Consider the following 16,094-nt stretch of genomic DNA (forward strand, 5'->3'; position numbering starts at 1 on the left):
TGCGGAACGGCGGGCCGCGCCGAGGGACGGCCATCTCCCGGACAAGGTCCTGGAGGTCATCTTCGCCGGCGGCCGGTCGGGCGACGCCCCCCTCACCTGGGGGCAGCGCGCCCTCTGGCACGCGATCGGCCGGACCGCCCCCAACGACCACTACTTCAACCTCGGCCGGGTGCTGCCCCTCGCGGACCGGGGCGCTCCCGTGGACACCGCCCGCCTCAGCACGGCGCTCTCCACGCTGCTGCTGCGGCACGAGGCGCTGCGCACACGGGTGGTCGCCGAGGAGGGTGAACCGGCGCAGCGGCTCCACCCGGAGGGGCGGGCGGAGCTCGTCGTGCGCGACGAGCCCGACCCGGACCGGACCGGGGAGACGGCGGCGGCGCTGCTGGCAGAGCTGTCCGGGCACCGGTTCGACTACGGGCGGGAGTGGCCGGTTCGGTTGGGCGCGGTGCGCAGCGGCGGGCGGATCACCCACGCGGTGCTCGCCCTGTGCCACCTGGCCGCCGACGGGCATGCCGCCGAGATCCTGGTACGGGACCTCCGGCTGCTGGTCCGGCGCGGGGCGGCCGGGCCGGTCTGTCCGGAGACCCCGCTGGACCTCGCCCGGCACCAGCACGGTCCGGCAGGGCAACGGGCGAGCGACGCGGCGCTCGCCCACTGGGAGCGCGGGCTGGCGCAGGTGCCGCCCACGATGTTCGCGGACCGGGTGGCGGAGCCCCTCCGGCCGCGCTTCTGGACGGGCCGGCTGGTCTCGGCGGCCCTACCGCGCGCCGTGGACGCGCTGGCGGTCGCCCACGGGGTGAGCGGTTCCACGGTGCTGCTGACCGCGGCCGCGGCGCTGGTCGCGGCCGGCCAGGGACACCGGGCCGCCGCGGTGATGCCGATCGCGGGCAACCGGGCGGCGGAGCGGCGGCGGACCCTGGTCAGCACGCTGTCGCAGGACGCGCTGTTCGTCCTGCAGCTGCCGGAGGACGCGGTCGGCGAGGCGGTCTTCACGGATCTGCTGGCCGAGGCGTGGCCCGCCGCGCTGGCCGGCTACCGCGCCGCCGCCTACGATCCGGTCGGCTGGGACGCGCTGCTGGAGCGGGCGGCCCTCGACCGGGGCGCCGAGGTGCATCCGTACTGCTGCTTCAACGACATGCGCCTGGTGGACCGGGCCGCGGCCCCCGGCCCGGCACCCGCGGCCGCGGAGCTGGCGGAGCTGCGCCGCCGCACCGTCATCGACTTCCCGGCGACGCAGGAGCGGGTGGCCTGTCGCTACTGCCTCCACCTGACCGGCGACGCGGCCGCGCTGACCGTCACCCTCACCGCCGACACGGCCTATCTTCCGCCGGAGGCGATCCACGCCCACCTGCGGGGCATCGAGGAGGTCGTGGTCGCGTCCGCCGCCGGCGCGCCGCCTCGGCTCTCCCGGCTGGCCGACCTCCTCGCGGGACCGGAGGTCCGCAGGTGAGCGGCCGGCGGGTGCCCCGGCCGCTCGCCCACGCCGACACGACGTCCTGTGCGCAGGGCGGACGGATGCGGTTCCACGTGGCGGCGGGAGACGGGGCCCGGTTCCGGGGCCGGGTGGTCGTCACGGACGTGGTGGGGAAGCGGGTCGTGGTGGAGGCGGCGGTCACGGGGGCGGGCTGGACCCTCGACGTGCCGGAGTCGTGGCCGAGTGCGCTGTACCGCGCGTCCTTCCACGACGCGCGTCCCGAGACGCCCGCCCCGGAGCGGGACGCCGAGCACGAGGTGTGGTTCATCGTTCGGTCCGCGCGGCCGGGCGCCTCCTCCTCCGTCCTCGTCTCCATCCCCTTCCCGACGTGGCGGGCGTACCACCGGGCGGGGGAGCCCGGCCGGAGCATCTACTACGCGGAGCAGCCCACCCGGGCCGCACGGGTGTCCCTCGCCGCGCCGGGCGGCGGGCCGCCGCCGGAGCGGTGGGAGGAGCCGCTGCTGCGCTGGCTGCACCTGACAGGGCGCCCCGTCGAGTTCTGCTCCGGCTTCGACCTCCACGAGGGGGGCGGACTCCTCGCGCCCTACCGGCTCCTGGTCGTGAACGGGCACGACGAGTACTGGACGGCGGAGATGCGGGATTCGGTCGAGGGGTTCGTGCGGCGCGGGGGGAACCTCGCCGTCTTCGCCGGGAACACCGCCTGGTGGCAGATCCGGTTGGAGGACGGGGGCCGCACGATGGTCTGCCACCGCGACGCCCTCGCCGATCCGGTCGCCGCCGTGGACCCGGCGCGGGCGACCGTCGAGTGGTCCAGCTCCCCCGTCGACCGGCCGGAGAACACGATGACCGGCGTCAGCTTCCGGCAGGGCGCCGGGGCGTGGGGCGACGGCATGGCCCTCATCGGCCGCGAGGCGTACACGGTCCGCTTCGCCGACCACTGGGTCTTCGAGGGCACCGGGCTGCGCGACGGGGACACCTTCGCGCGCGGGACGCTCGGATACGAGACGGACGCGGCGGAACTGGACTGGTCGGCCGGGGTGCCGCGGGCCACCGGCCGTGACGGGACGCCCCGGTCGTTCGCCGTGCTCGCCACCGCCGACCTGCGGCACTGGCGGACGTACGGGCAGGGCGGCTGGGCGACCATGGGCGTCTTCCGCGCCGGAGCGGGCACCGTCTTCAACGCCGCGACCATCAACTGGGGTCGCGCGCTGCACGATCCGGTGGTCGACCGCGTCACGCGCAACGTCCTCGACCGGCTCTCGGGTGCCGCCCCGGTCCCGCGCTGGCACTCCATCGGCCCGGCGCCCCGACTGCGGGCGCTCACCGCGTGCGAGGGGTTGCTCTTCGCCGTGGCCGAGGACGGCCGGACGCTGCTCCACCGCGAGCCGTCCGAGCAGAACCTCCCCTGGACGCCGTGCCCGCCGGCTGACGGCTCCTCGCCCGCGCTGCGCTGTCTGACCGCCCCGCGCGAGGCGTCCCACCCGATGCCGCTGGCCCTGCTGGCGGTCACCGCGGACGACCGGTTGGTGCACCGGGCGCCGGTGCCGGGCCCCGCCCCGTGGCTCCCCGCCGGTCGGGTGCCGACGGGGACGACGGCCCTGGCGATGTGCGACAACAGCCTGTTCGCGGTCACGCCTCACGACGACGCCCTGCACGCGCGCCCGGCCGGCGACTTCGACGCGCCATGGCGACGGCTGGGCCCTGCGGGCAAGGCATCGACGCTGACCGTTCTCGGGGCGCGACTGCACGCGGCGACCCCCGACGGCCTCTTCACCCGCCCTCCCAGCCTCGACGACGCCCCGTTCGCCCCCGCCACGCCTCCGGTCCCCTTCCCGCCCGTACGGGCCCTCGCCGCGTACGCGGGACGCCTGCTGGCGGTGACCGAGGACGACAGGCTGATCAGCCATCCAGGGGGGTGAGGAGGGGGACTCGGAGCGTGCGCGAGAGCGGGCAGCCACGGGGTGGGGCCTTCCGGTGTGGTGCGCCGCCCCGTCGCGTGCGTGCGTGCGTGCAGACGGTGAGGCGTCGCCTCAGCTCCTCTGGAAGAACTCCACCTCCGCCAGGGCGAGATGGGTTCTCGGAGACAGGCCGGCGGGGGAACGGAGCGTCAGCCGGACCGTCTTCACGTCGCTGATCCCGGTGAGGATCGTCTGCGGGCCCGCCTTGTCGGTCAGGGTGAGTTCCTTGGTCTGCCGCGTGCCGTCCGCCGTCGTCACCTCCATGTCCATCTGCAGGGCACGTCCCTGACGGGCGTACTCCTCGGGGGACTTGGACGCGCCGTTGGTGATGATCAGGTCGACCATCCGGAAGGGCTTGCGGAACGTGTACGTCACCGAGGCACCCGCTCCGGGGGCCGCCCAGTACGTGTTGTTGATGCCGTCCGTGGTGTTCGTCACGGGGTGCCCGGGCAGGTCGCCGCTTCCCTCGGTGCTCACGGGCGTGATGGCCGTGGCCTTCCCCAGCTTGTCCCGGGTGTCCTCGATCAGGGCCCGGCCCGCGGGCATCAGGAGGAACCCGGCGGCGCACAGCGCGAGCACGGCGAGGAGGATCACGACGAAGCGTGTGCCCTTCCCCGAACCCGCCCGGGCCCGGCGCCGGAACGGCCACACGGTACGCCACCACGGCAGCGGCGCCGCCTTCGGAGCGGGCCTCAACTCCGCTGCGCAGCGCCGGCAGAAGCGCCGGTCCGGCCGGTTGGCCGCCCCGCACGCCGGGCAGGCGAGCCCGCTCCCCTCGTCCTCCACCACTGCCGGGCGCACGACCGGACGCGGTGCCGCGGCCTTCGCCGGGAGCACGGGCAGGATCGGGTCGCCGGCGGACGCGGGGCCGACGGGCGTGCGCGGGCCGATCGGTGAGGAGGGGCTTCGGGGCGGCACGGCGGGAGCGCTCGGCCGACGGGGGGCCGTCGCCCGACCGGAGTCCGCGGACGGGCCGGGTCGCGCCCCCGGGTCGGCCGCCGGGGCAGGGCCGGAAGCGGGGGCAGGGCGGGCCGCTGGGGCGGGGGCGGCTGCCGGGGCAGAGTCGGCTGCCGCAGCGGGCTCCGGCGTGCGAGCCGGGCCGGATGCGGGAGCCGCTTCGGACGTCGGAGCCGGGCCAGGTGTCGGAGCCGGGCCGGGCGCCGGAGCATGGCCGGTGGGGCGTCCGGGGGCTTCGGGGCCGGACTGCGAGGCGTCCTGGGCGGGCGCGTCCGGTGCTCCCCCGTCCGGGGTCTGAGCCCCCCTGCTCCGGGTGATCCGGTTCCGCGCCGCCTGGGTGAGGGCCGCCCCGGTCCTGACCACCCGGGCACGGGCCGCCTCGGCGACGGACGCCGGGCTCTCCGGCTCCGGGATGCCTGGAGCCGCCGGTAGACGCGGAGCCTGAAGGTCCGGAGCTGAGACGTCCGGTACGGCGGCGGGCGGTGCGGAGGCACTCCGTGCGGAGGCATCCGGTGCGGCGGCGGGCGGTGCGGAGGCACTCCGTGCGGACGCGTCCGATGCGGGCGCGTCCGGTGTCGGGGGGTTGGTCGGCCCGGTGCACGCCCCCCGTGTTCCGTCCTGCCCCTCGGCTCCTTGCCTCTCGCGCGTGCCGGCCGCGGCCGCGCGGTCGGGAGTCCCTCCGTCCGGCGCGGCGGGCGGTGCGCCCGGGGTGCCGCCCCGGACGGCCGGGCCCGCCGCGTCGGCCCCTCCCGCGTTCCCCGTCGGCGGCGGCGCGGTCACCGGGGCCTCCCCGGACGGGGAGGCCCCGGCTTCGTCCGCTCCCCCGGACGACGGCCTCCCGCCCGGCGGTGCGGCGTCCCCGTCCGGCTCCGCCCCGCCTCTCGTCGTGGGGCGCGCGGGCTCGTTCGACCAGGCCAGGTACGCGCCGCAGTTTCCGCAGAAGTCGTCGGCGGGGTCGTTGGCGGCCCCGCACGCAGGACACGCGCGCATGCGTCAGTTCCCTTCCTCGGCGGGCGGGCCGGTGAGGACCTCCACCCGGAACGCCACGTGGACCGGGCACATCGCCCGTACGACGTCGTGGACCCGGTCCACGTCCACCCGCTCGGCCCGCGCGCCCTCGGGAGCGACCCGTACGAGCAGTTCGGCGTGGGGTTCCGGCGGGAGGTCGGAGCCCGCGGTGTCCGACCAGACCGCGCCGCCGTCGCCGACGATCTCGGTGCGCACGTCCAGGGCCAGCCGCAGGGCCTCGGCCAGTCCCCGCCTCGTACCGCGCCACCGGTGCAGCTCCACCGCGCGCGCGACGGTCTCGCGGCGCCGTTCCATGGGTCGGCGCGGATCGTCGGCGGCGCCGACCCAGGAGGCCAGCCACACCAGGAAGTCCGGTGGCGCCAGCCGGGGATCGAGGTAGGCGGGCAGGTTGTCCAGGGTGGAGAAGACCGGGGCGAGGACCGTGTCGAGACCGGCGGTGAGGCGCTGCGCGAGGTCGTCGTCGGCGTAGAGGGCGGGCAGCTGCTCCCCGATGGGGTGCCGGCTGGGCAGCCCGGGGATCGCGGCGCGGTTCATCGTGCCTCCGCTTCGCGCGGGGACACGACCACCTGGTGCTGGTAGGAGAAGACCAGGGCGCCGGGACCGACGTCGATGCGGTCCGCCGGGGCGCCGCGCCGGCCGGTGACCGGGTCGGCCGGGAAGAGCCGGATCTCCTCGACGAGCGCGTCGCCCGTGGCACGCTGGAGGACGCCGAAGACCTCGCCGTACTGGACGGGGCGTCCGAACGGCCATCCGGTCCCGTCCGGACCGCCGGTCAGCGGGTTGAAGTGGCGGAACAGGGCGTCCAGGGCCGCGGTGCGGACCGCGTCCGTGTCGCCCGGGGCGGCGGACAGGCGGGCGACGACGGTGACGCCCTGGTAGACGGGCGGCTCCACCACGAGGCGGGTGCCGATCAGGCGCCGTTCGTCGAGACTGGCGGTGATCGCCGAGAGGACCTGCTCGCCGGGGATGAGCTGCTCGAAGCGGAGCCGGTCGTCTCCCTCGTCGGCGACGGCGTCCGGCACCACAAGGACGCGGACCGCGCCCGCCGTGTCGGCGGCCGGCAGGCAGCGCACCCGGCGCACCGAGGGCGCGGCCTGGCGGCTGATGATCTCGTAGTCCTCGGCGGTCACCGCGCGGTCCTGCATGCGCAGCGCCTCGGGGGCGCGCAGCCGGGCGTTGTGCACGCTCTCGCCCGCGACTCCGCCGCGCGCCGCCTCCCGGTTGCCGACCCGGGCGACGTACGGCACGGAGCTGAGCAGGACGGAGATCGCGCCCCGGGCGACGTTGCCCGCGGGGCCGCCGCCGGTGCGGTAGCGGGCGACCCGGATCCGTTCGCCCTTGGGCGGGACGGCCCCGCACTGCCGCAGGGTGCCGTCCGGCTCCCGCAGGGCCGGGGGGAAGGCGAACTCACCGGTGGTGGCGTCCACCCGGACGTGCCGGTCGGCGGGACGGGAGCGGCCGAAGTGCTCGACGACCTCCCAGCGTTGCCAGCCCTCCTCGGAGGACACCTCCACCTCGGGCGGTCCGGCGTCGAGGAGGACGGGCGGCCGGCCGAGCCGGAAGGTCTGTCCGGCGACGCCTTCGGAGGTGCCGAGCGGTACGTCGGTGACCGTCTCCGCGTGCTCGGCGGAGACGGTGCCGCCGACGGTGAAGACCTCCGCCTCGCGGACCGTCGGGGACTCGGAGTAGAACGGCTGGCCCGGTTCCGGCTCGGTGACCCGGCAGCGCAGCCAGCCGGCCCGGGTGCCGCCGATCACGGACGCGACGTGTCCGGCGGGCACGTGCACGACGACCTCGCCGGGCCGGTTGAGGCCGCCGGTGGTGTCGTCGCCGGTCTCGCAGGCCTGCCAGCCGGCGCCGTTCCACGCCTCCCACACGAGCGGGGGCTGGCGCGGGTCGACACCGACGCCCTCGACGCGGCTGTCGAGGCGGACGGCGACGATGCAGCGGGGCACGGCCGTGGTCAGCCCGAAGAGCAGCGCGTCGCCGGGTTCCGGCGTGGCCTGGAAGCAGGGGATGTCGAGGCCGTCGGCGAGCATGCCGGTCCGGTCGTGCTGCTCGCTGCTCCGCCACGCGGTCACCAGGCGCGTCAGCTCGCTGGGCAGGATGCGCAGTTCACCGGTGGTGGCGAAGACGACGGCGTCGTCGGTCTCGCCACCCGCGGTGGTCACCTCGGTGCCGGGCGGCAGCGTGACGGTGTCGGGTTGCGGGGCGGACAGCCAGAAGTCGACGTCGGCGGCCGCGGCCGTCGGCGGGAACAGCCGGATGCCGAGCAGGTCGAGGAAGGCGTGGTAGTTCTTGTCCGGCACCCGGTTGAGCCGGTAGAGCACCTGGTCCACCAGGTAGGCGAACGTCTCGATCAGGGTGACGCCCGGGTCGGACACGTTGTGGTCGGTCCACTCCGGGGCACGCTGCTGCACGTACCGCTTCGCCTCGTCGACGAGCTGCTGGAACCGGCGGTCGTCCAGGTTCGGGGAGGGCAGGGCCATCAGTCAGCGCCCGCTTCCTCGGCCCCCTCCTCGGAGGGGATCGTGTAGAAGGGAAAGACCAGGTTGCGCCGGTCGTTGGTGGAACGCAGGGTGTAGTGCACGTCGATGTAGAGGGTGCCGTCCTCGACCGCGTCGAAGGCGACGACCACGTCGTCCACGGTGATCCGCGGCTCCCATCGCTCCAGCGCCTCCCGCACCTGCCGCGCGACGCGGCCGGCGGTGGCGCCGTCGCCGGGCGCGAAGACGTACTCGTGGATGCCGCAGCCGAACTCGGGGCGCATGGGGCGCTCGCCGGGCGCGGTGCCGAGGACCAGACGGATGGCCTCCTCGATCTCCCGCTCCCGTTCGACGAGGGCGATGCCTCCGGTCGGTCCGACGCGCAGGGGGAATCCCCAGCCCCGGCCGATGAACCGTTCGCTCATCGGCCGTCCTCCGGGGAGCCGGGGGCGGCGGCCGGTCCCGTGCCCTGCGGGGACCCGTGCCCGGGTTCGCGGTCCGGCCGGCGCTCGGCGCCCGCCATCACACGCCCCCGATCAGCACGTTGGGCGCTCCGGTGAGGATCATCGCGCCGCAGGCCGTCCTGTCGCGGGCGCGTGCGGCCGGGAGGCCGCCGATGAGGACCTGCCCGCCGGCGAGCCCGGCCGGGTTCGGCAGGATCACGTTGGCCGGTCCGGTGGCGGCGTGCGGCGGTACCACGCACGTGTGCAGGCTGCCGGTGACGGCGGCGGGACGGCCGCCGATGAGCACGGTCGCCACCGCCCTCGCGACGGCGGGCGGCGGGGTGGCGACGACCCCGCCGTGGTCGGTGGGGTCGCCGGTACGGGCGGCGGCGGGCATGCGGAGCTCCTTTCACGAGCTGTCTGCGGAGGGTCAGTTGATGCGGATGAGCTTGGCCTTGAGGGTGGCGAGGAGGCCGCCGTCGACGGTGACGCCGGTGGCGCCGGAGACGTCCACGGTGCGGCCGCCGATCTTCACGCCGACCCGGCCGTTGATGGCGACGTTGCGGCCCGACACGTTGACGTCGCCGCGTCCCGCGTCCACCGTGATCCCCTTCTTGTCGAGGACCACGGAGCTGAGCACCTGCCGGCTCCTCCCCTGGTACACGGTCAGCTCGATCCGGTCCCGTCGGTCGTCGAGGAAGACCTCCAGGCGCTCGTCGGCGGACCTCAGCCGCACTCCGGAGGGGCCCGGCGCCCGCGCGTCGAGCAGTTCCACCCGGTGGCCGGAACGGGACACGAGGGAACGGCGGTTGACCTTGCCGGTGGTCTTGTCGATCAGCGGCACGTCGTGCGGCGAGGGCCTGTCCACGCCGTTGTAGAGCCCGCCGATGACGTACGGGCTGTCGAGCAGGCCCTGTTCGAAGCCGACGAGGACCTCGTCGTTGACCTCGGGGCTCACCACTCCGCCGCCTCCCTTGCCGCCCCACTGCACCGTACGGACCCAGTCGGTGACGTAGGTGTCGTCCAGCCAGGGGAACCTCAGCCGCACCGAGCCGCTCTCGGCGCCGCCGGCCTCGCGGACGTCCGTGACCACGCCGATCGCCAGGCCCGGCATGCGCGGCCCCCGGGACGGCGCGTCGGCGCCGGTGACCAGTCCGGTCAGAGAGCGGTCGGGGCTCGCGCTCACCCACACGGTCGTGCGGTAGCCGCCGTGCGGTTCGAGGACGTGCTGCACGGCGGTGGCCGTGTACTTCCCGGAGAACGCCCCTCCGACGTTCCCGAGCGCCACGGGTTTGCCCGCGCGCAGCAGCGGATTGCCCTCGACCACCGCCTCCAGCTCGCCGAAACCGGCACTGACCTGCCCCGCGACCGCGTCCGCGACCGCCTTCGTCTCGGCCTGGGTGCGGTACGGGGTGTCGGTGACGGTGACCTTGGACGCCTTGCCGAACCGGGCGGCGAGCGCCGGGCTCAGGCCCGGTACGACCGTGTCGCTGTCGACGGAGGGCTTCCGGGCCACCAGCGGCCGCTTGGTGGTGACGTCCCAGCCGCGCACCTCCACCTGCTGCGCCCCGTCCGCCGTCGACAGGGAGGCCCGCAGGGCGAGGAGGTTGCGCCCGTACTCCAGGACCAGCGGATCGCGGGCGGCCGAGGTGGTCGGCGAGGGCGCCCCGGACGCCTTCCGGGGCTTGGTGAACTGGAGCATCCCCTTGTCGTCGACGCGCACCAGCGCGCCGCTCTCGGCTGCCAGGTACTGGAGGAACTCCCAGTCGGAGACGTTCGCCTGGGACAGCTGCCGGTAGGTGACGGGCGCGGCCTCGACGGTGCCGCAGGCCAGGCCGGCCCCGGCGGCCACCTTGCGGACGATGGCCGCCGCCGTCATGTTCCGGTACGCCACCACCTTCCGGCCGCGCTGGAGCCGGTGCGCCGTGGAGTAGGCGCGGAGCACGGTGAACGAACCGGTGCGGTCCCGGTCCGCCTCCAGGGCCGTCACCTCGCCGTTGAACAGCCGCTCGCGGGCCTGCCCGGTCACGGTGACGACGGAGACCCGGAGCGGGGTGCCGATGGTGATGCCGGTCTTGCGCAGGAACTCGTGGTCGGGGTCACGGTAGGTGAGCACCGCCGCGTCCGGAAGCCCCACGTTCTCGTCGATCACGCAGCTCACCAGCTGGGCCGCCCAGACCGGCGGCAGTTCGCCGGGCGTCTCGACGATCGGGTCCGCGGCGAACGACCGGCCGTCGCGCCCTCCGCCGCTCACCGCTCCTCCTCGGCGCCCGCGTCGGTCAGCGCCGGTACGACGAGTTCGGTGCCGGGCACCAGCGCCATCGGGTCGTCGATGTCGTTGGCCTCCGCGATGACGCGCCAGGCCGTCGCGTCGCCGTACTCCCGCCAGGCCAGCAGGGCCAGGCTGTCGCCGGCCACGACGACGTGCGTGCTGCGCCCGGTGCGCGAGCCGGACGTCGGGTTCTGTCCGCCGGGGCCGACGCTCGCCTCCTCGATGGAGAGGCGGCAGGTGGCGCGCAGCGGCTTCCCGTCCACGTCGAACAGCGTGTACGACACGGACAGGTTGGAGAGCACGCCGTCGAACGAGGTGGTGCGCGCGCTGCCCCACTCGAACCGGAGCCAGGGGCTGGCGGGCTTCTTGCGCCCCAGGCTGGCCTTGGTCGGCACGCATGCCTTCATCAGCTTCTCCACCGCCTGTTCCACGGAGTTGTCGTGGGTGGCGGTGGCGTCCAGGAACACTTCGAGGCTGAGCTCGCGCGGGCCGCTGCCGACGAACTCGGGCAGGGAGGACTCCTCCGCCATCCGGGACGGGGAGCGCCGCCACTCGGTGCTCTTGCGCAGTTCCAGGGTGGAGGGGTTGAACTGGAGGTTCAGCCGTGCCAGCGTCCCGCCGGGCTTGGCGCCGACGGACGCCGGAGGCTCCTTCAGCGTGAGCTGGGCCCTGGCCCGACTGGCTCGGGACGCTGGGGACATGACGGGGATCCTTTCCGGGGAACCGGGGGGGGTGGGGGGTGGTTGGGGTGGGGGACGGGCGGTGACGCTCGGCGGGGGGGCGTCAGGAGGGGCGGAGTCCCTCGTGGGCGATCTCCAGGGTCTCCACCGCCGCCTGCGAACTGCTGGGGTCGAAGGACGGGCCCTGCCAGCGCACCGGGACGATCCCGAAGACCTGCCAGCTGATGATCCGGCTCAGGTCGGGCCGGAGGGCGACGATCTCGCCGTCCTTGGGTTCCACGCGCTTCAGCGTCTCGTCGAGCCAGCGGGCGATCTTCGCGGTGTCGGCGGTGACCGGCCGGGTCAGGGTGATGTTCGACCAGCTCACGCGGCCGGGCAGCTGCCAGGTGAAGCCGTTGTTGCCGCCCTCCGCGTAGCTCTCCATCTCCACTTCGGCGCCCATGCCCGAGCAGGTGTGGAAGGCGCCCAGGTCGTTGCCGCCGATCGCGAGCCGGAAGAACACGCTGCTCGCGAAGATGTTGTCCGTCATTGATCCGTCATCCGTTCCGTGCCGTGTCGTGCGCTCAGCGGCGTCCGTCGAAGGGGCGGCCCGAGCGCTCCCGGCCGCGCCGCAGTTCGGTGCGCAGCAGGCGGGCCATCGGGTCGAGCAGCCGTCGCGCGAGGTCGTCCAGGTCGAGACCCGGGTCCTGCGCCGACTCGGCGTCGTGTCCGGTGTTCCGGCCCGTGCTCCGGCCGGCGGCGGCCGGTGCGGAGGAGGACGCCTGCTTCCCGCGCGCGGGGGCCTGCTTCACCGGGACGGCCGGGGTGGCGGACGCGCTCCTGCCGGTGTCCGGTACGGCGCGCTGGATCCGGGGCGCCGCGCCGCCACCCGCCGGGGCGGTGGCCGGGGGCACGCTGCGGGGCCGCACCACGGGGACGGGCGCACCGGGCGCGGGCGTCCCCGCGGCGGACGGGCCGCGCGCCACGGGAGGAGCCTGCGGAGGCGCGACCGGGAGGGAGCGGGCCGGGGTGGCGCCCGCTCCTCCGCCGGGCGGAGCGGGCGTGACGACCGGGACCCGTGCCCCGACGGCCGGCGCGCCCGCCGCCGCTCCGCCGTCGGCGTGCCACGGCCCGGGGGCGGTGGCGGCGCGCTGGACGGTCGGCGCGGCGAAGGGCCCCGGCGCGTCCGCGCCGTTGGACCGGGGAGGTACGGCGCCGGACGCCGGGAGACCCCGCGAGGGTGCCGCGGCGCGCGGTGCGGACGCGGCTCCGGCTCCGGCCCCCCGTACGGATGCCGACGCGGCGCGCTGTACGGGCGGCGAGGTGCCGCCGCCGGGGGGTGAGGCGGGGGCGGGCCCGCCCGGGGCGTCCCGCACGGTGTCCCAGCGCGCCGCCACCACGGGAGGGCCGCTGACCGCGCGGGACGCGGCGGGCGGAGCCAGGGCCTCGGCGGCCCCGGTGCTGAGCGTGAGGGGGCGGGCCGGGAGCAGCGCGAGCGTACGCCGCGCCACCGGGACGGGCCCGTTCGCCGCGCTCCCGAGGTACGGGGCGAACGGCGGACGCCCGCCGCCGGTCCCGACCCGGGACGGGGAGCCGGCGGTGGGGCGCGGACCGGTCCCGGGAGTGCCGGAGTCGCCGACGGTCCCCGACGGTGACGGTCCGCCGGCCGTCTGCACGGCGGCGCCCGGCTTCGGACCGGAGCCCGCCTGGGGCCCGGCGGTCGGCTTCGATCCGGAGGTGGGCTTCGATCCGGTGGTGCTCGCGGGTCCTGGGGTCGGCGGCGGTCCGGCCGTCCCCGACCGGTCGCCGCCGGACCCGGGCGCCGCGCCGGAGGCCTGCGTACCGGGTCCGGACGCGGCGCGGGCCACGACGACGGGAACGGGAGCGGTGGAGCCGGAGCCGCCGGGGGCCGGGTGAGGGCGTACGGCGTCACGGCTCACGGCGCGTTGCGGCGCGCCCCCCGAGGGCGGCGCGGCGGAGCCCGGGGTACGCACGACGGGGGCGCCGCCCGGCGTGCGGTCCGTGCGGGCGGCCGGCGGGGACGCCGGGTGGTCCGTGAGGCGGCGTTGCACGTCGGTGGTCCCCAGCAACGGAGCCTCGGGTGCGGAGGCATGCGGGCGGGGCGCGGCGGGCGAGGGCCGTTCCCCGGCGGGCGAGGCCGGGGCGCGCTGGACACCGGGGCCGGGCGCAGGGCGGCCGGGCCGGGCGCCGGAACCCGTGGAACCGGCGGGCGGGGTCGCACTGGGCGGCATCGCGGACAGGGGTGCGCCCAGGCCGCCGCGCGCCCGCGCTCCCGAACGGCCGGGGGACACCGGGTCGGAGGCGGAAGCGCCGGAGGCGTCCCGGGAGGGGTCGTCGGCCTGCCGCTGGACGACGGGGAGTCCCGGGCCCGGGACTCCTCCCCCGCCCGGCGCGGGCGACGGGGTGTCGCTCGTCGGGGTGGTGCTCGCGGTCGACGGCAGGTCGGCCAGGGGAGCGCCCAGGACCGTCCGGGCGGCGGCGCGCTGGACGGCGGGGCTCGGCACGGCCGGGTCGGGGGCCGCGGTCCCGGTCGGTTCGACGCGCCCGGGAGCGGTGGCGGGGCGAGCGTCCGTGGCCGGAGTCGCCCTGTCCTCGCGGGGTGGTGCCGCCGGAGCGGCGGGCCGGAGCGCGGGCACCGGGCGGGCGCTCCCCGGCACGCGGCGGGCGACCGTCAGCGGGGACCCGACCGGTCGGGGGCGGACGACGGGAGGGGACGAGGGTTCCGGTCGGCCGCCGCCGGGGGCGACCCGCGCCCCGCTCGACGTGGAGCCCTCCCGTGCCGTACTCCCCCGGGCCTCGCCCTTCCCCCGGGGCGAGGGCTCGCGGGCCACGCCCGTCTCCGTCGCGGTCGTCCGTGCCGGGGCGCCGCTCGCGGGCCGGCCGGCTGACGCCTCGTGAGTGCGCGGGGCTGAGGCCTCGTGGGTGCGCGGGGCTACGGGGACCACCGCGACCCGTCGGATCAGTGGGACGGGGGCCGTGGCCGGGGTGCCGCCCCCGCCGACGGGAGCGGCGGCCCGTTGGACGGCGGCCGGCTCCGGTGCGGTGAGCACCGCCGGGGACGTGGTGAGGGGCAGGTCACGGCTCTGCGGACGACCGCTCGCGCCCCGGCCTCCGGATGCCGTGGCGGCGCCGCGCGTCCCGCCGGGCGACGAGGGGGCCGCCGTACCGCGCCCGCCGGACGACGGGCGGGCCGCCGTGCCGGAGTCCGGGGCGGCCGGGGCGTGCAGGGGCTCGGGAGTCCCGTCCGCGCGGACCGCGCGGAGCAGCAGCGGCCCTCCGCCGGAGTCGGTGGTGCGGGGCGTGGCCGGGCGGGTCGCCCCGTGCACCAGACCGGTCGGGGCCGTGGGCAGCAGGGCATGGCCCATGCCGCTGTCGAAGGAAGGGTTCTGCCAGGCGGCGAGGCCGGAGCGGAAGGCGAGGCCGTCGCTCACGCCCAGGGGCGCGCGGGAGAGGGTCAGGAGCGGCGGTGCGGCACGCCGCCAGCCGCCGTCCCAGTCGCCGGGCACGGCGGAGGGGTCCGGCGCGCCGCCGGTCACGCCGGAGCCCCCGGACGGCCCCGACCCGCCGGAACCACCGGTCGCGCCCGGACCGGTGGCGCGCCCGGACGGGCCGGGACCGCCGGAGCCGCCGGACGTGCCCGGCCCGGCGCCCGTACGGCCGGCCGTTCCGCCGCGGCGCAGCCTGTCCCGCCATGCCATGTGCTCAGCCGCCTTCGTTCATGCGGGTGTTGATGCGGGCGATCTCGGCCACCCACTGCTGCCGTTCGCCGTGGGTGAGGTCGAGGATCTCCTCGCGCTGCCAGTGGAAGTGGTAGGCGATGTACGCGATCTCCTCCCGGAGGCGGGGAAGGGCGTACGTCACGATTCCCCCAGGCGCCCACCCGAGAGGTCGACCTCGAAGCCGCCCTCGCAGTGCGGGCAGGTGACCGCCGCGCGGGTGTGGCCCTCGCTGTTGACGCGGCGGTAGAAGTCCTGGAGGAACGCCACGTCCGTGGCGTACATCCGCTCGACGATCCCGGCGTGCACGTCGGTGACGCCGCCGAGCCGGGTGATCACCTGGCTCAGCAGGACCACGCTCAGATAGGCCGGGTTCTCCTTGACCCGCAGGTCGATCTGGGGCCGCAGCTCGTCGCGGGCGGTGGCCAGGCGCATGGCGCCGTGCCGGTGCACCGTGCCCGCCTCGTCCACGTATCCGCGCGGGAGCTCGAACTCGAACTCCGTGCGCAGCCCGTCGCCCTCCTGGCGCGGCGGGGGCTGCGGGGCGGGTGCTGGGGGCGCGGCCTGCTGCTCCTGCGCCCGGTCGGGCTCCGTCAGCTGGAGGATCTCCTCCAGGTTGCCCGCCGTCACGGTGCGGCGCCTCATTCGACGACGATCTCCTCGAACACGATCGTGACGGACTCGGTGGCCGGGGAGGACTCGCCCGCCTTCAGCGACGGGCCCTCCCACTTGGACGCCCAGCCCTGCATGAGCTGGATGCGGCGCACCGTGGTGCCCTCGGTGTCCTTGATCTCGATGGTCAGGTTCTGCCGAGCGGAGTTGACGGCCCCGTTGTTCAGGGTCTCCTTGATCCACTTGGTGAACTCGCTGCTCTGGTCGAGTCCGCGGGTGATCGTGATCTCGCCGGCCTGCCGGGCGCCCGGCTGCTTGCGGATGATCTGCTTGCCCTCGGCGGTGACCTGCTTGACCTCTACGACGTCCTCTTCGACGGTGAAGCCGCTGATCTCCTGGATGGACTCCACGAGGTATCCGCCGAGCTGCACGCCGAAGACGTGGGTGGAGAGTGCATCGCCCGTTGCCATGTCTGTCTGTCGACCTTTCCTTGCGTGTGTGACCGG

At 76.2% G+C, this 16,094-nt stretch carries 14 protein-coding genes; 2 read left to right on the forward strand and 12 right to left on the reverse strand.

Annotated features, from left to right (window positions below):
* The first annotated feature begins 49 nt into the window (after positions 1–49).
* Both ACY0MR_RS02830 and ACY0MR_RS02835 read left to right on the forward strand, forming a co-directional pair.
* On the forward strand, positions 50–1,450 hold the full coding sequence (locus ACY0MR_RS02830) for a condensation domain-containing protein (RefSeq protein WP_473561661.1): 1,401 nt from the start codon (positions 50–52) through the stop codon (positions 1,448–1,450).
* Positions 1,451–1,515: 65 nt separating this feature from the next.
* Complete coding sequence (locus ACY0MR_RS02835) at positions 1,516–3,354, forward strand: N,N-dimethylformamidase beta subunit family domain-containing protein (protein ID WP_473561663.1); 1,839 nt, start codon at positions 1,516–1,518, stop codon at positions 3,352–3,354.
* A 111-nt stretch (positions 3,355–3,465) separates the two neighbouring features.
* On the opposite strand, the gene ACY0MR_RS02840 is transcribed toward ACY0MR_RS02835, so the two are convergent.
* From ACY0MR_RS02840 to ACY0MR_RS02895, 12 genes are all read right to left on the reverse strand, one after another.
* Positions 3,466–3,987 (reverse strand): NADase-type glycan-binding domain-containing protein, encoded by a 522-nt coding sequence (locus tag ACY0MR_RS02840; protein ID WP_473558877.1) that lies wholly within the window; start codon positions 3,985–3,987, stop codon positions 3,466–3,468.
* Positions 3,988–5,343: 1,356 nt separating this feature from the next.
* Complete coding sequence (locus ACY0MR_RS02845) at positions 5,344–5,913, reverse strand: phage tail protein (protein WP_388799815.1); 570 nt, start codon at positions 5,911–5,913, stop codon at positions 5,344–5,346.
* Positions 5,910–7,868, reverse strand: coding sequence for a putative baseplate assembly protein (locus ACY0MR_RS02850; protein ID WP_473558880.1), 1,959 nt, complete (start codon positions 7,866–7,868; stop codon positions 5,910–5,912). Before ACY0MR_RS02850 ends, ACY0MR_RS02845 begins: the two co-directional genes overlap by 4 nt.
* Positions 7,868–8,290, reverse strand: a complete 423-nt coding sequence (locus ACY0MR_RS02855; RefSeq protein ID WP_329857180.1) for a GPW/gp25 family protein — start codon at positions 8,288–8,290, stop codon at positions 7,868–7,870. The genes ACY0MR_RS02850 and ACY0MR_RS02855 overlap by 1 nt, the downstream gene beginning before the upstream one ends.
* A gap of 97 nt (positions 8,291–8,387) precedes the next feature.
* Positions 8,388–8,705 (reverse strand): PAAR domain-containing protein, encoded by a 318-nt coding sequence (locus ACY0MR_RS02860; protein ID WP_388799809.1) that lies wholly within the window; start codon positions 8,703–8,705, stop codon positions 8,388–8,390.
* A 33-nt stretch (positions 8,706–8,738) separates the two neighbouring features.
* Positions 8,739–10,562: a VgrG-related protein gene (locus ACY0MR_RS02865; protein WP_403314158.1), complete on the reverse strand. Its 1,824-nt coding sequence runs from the start codon at positions 10,560–10,562 to the stop codon at positions 8,739–8,741.
* Positions 10,559–11,281 carry a CIS tube protein gene (locus ACY0MR_RS02870; protein ID WP_473558884.1) on the reverse strand — a complete coding sequence of 241 codons (723 nt, stop codon included), beginning with the start codon at positions 11,279–11,281 and terminating at the stop codon, positions 10,559–10,561. Before ACY0MR_RS02870 ends, ACY0MR_RS02865 begins: the two co-directional genes overlap by 4 nt.
* An 82-nt stretch (positions 11,282–11,363) precedes the next feature.
* Complete coding sequence (locus ACY0MR_RS02875) at positions 11,364–11,789, reverse strand: phage tail protein (RefSeq protein WP_329857183.1); 426 nt, start codon at positions 11,787–11,789, stop codon at positions 11,364–11,366.
* A 34-nt stretch (positions 11,790–11,823) separates the two neighbouring features.
* Positions 11,824–14,958 (reverse strand): hypothetical protein, encoded by a 3,135-nt coding sequence (locus ACY0MR_RS02880; protein ID WP_473558888.1) that lies wholly within the window; start codon positions 14,956–14,958, stop codon positions 11,824–11,826.
* A 4-nt stretch (positions 14,959–14,962) separates the two neighbouring features.
* Positions 14,963–15,121 (reverse strand): DUF6760 family protein, encoded by a 159-nt coding sequence (locus tag ACY0MR_RS02885; RefSeq protein WP_163014002.1) that lies wholly within the window; start codon positions 15,119–15,121, stop codon positions 14,963–14,965.
* Positions 15,118–15,621, reverse strand: coding sequence for a hypothetical protein (locus ACY0MR_RS02890; RefSeq protein ID WP_388799798.1), 504 nt, complete (start codon positions 15,619–15,621; stop codon positions 15,118–15,120). Before ACY0MR_RS02890 ends, ACY0MR_RS02885 begins: the two co-directional genes overlap by 4 nt.
* Positions 15,618–16,058, reverse strand: coding sequence for a phage tail protein (locus ACY0MR_RS02895; protein ID WP_053640843.1), 441 nt, complete (start codon positions 16,056–16,058; stop codon positions 15,618–15,620). The genes ACY0MR_RS02890 and ACY0MR_RS02895 overlap by 4 nt, the downstream gene beginning before the upstream one ends.
* Positions 16,059–16,094 lie beyond the last annotated feature (36 nt).

This window comes from Streptomyces sp. JN8 (assembly GCF_055808075.1).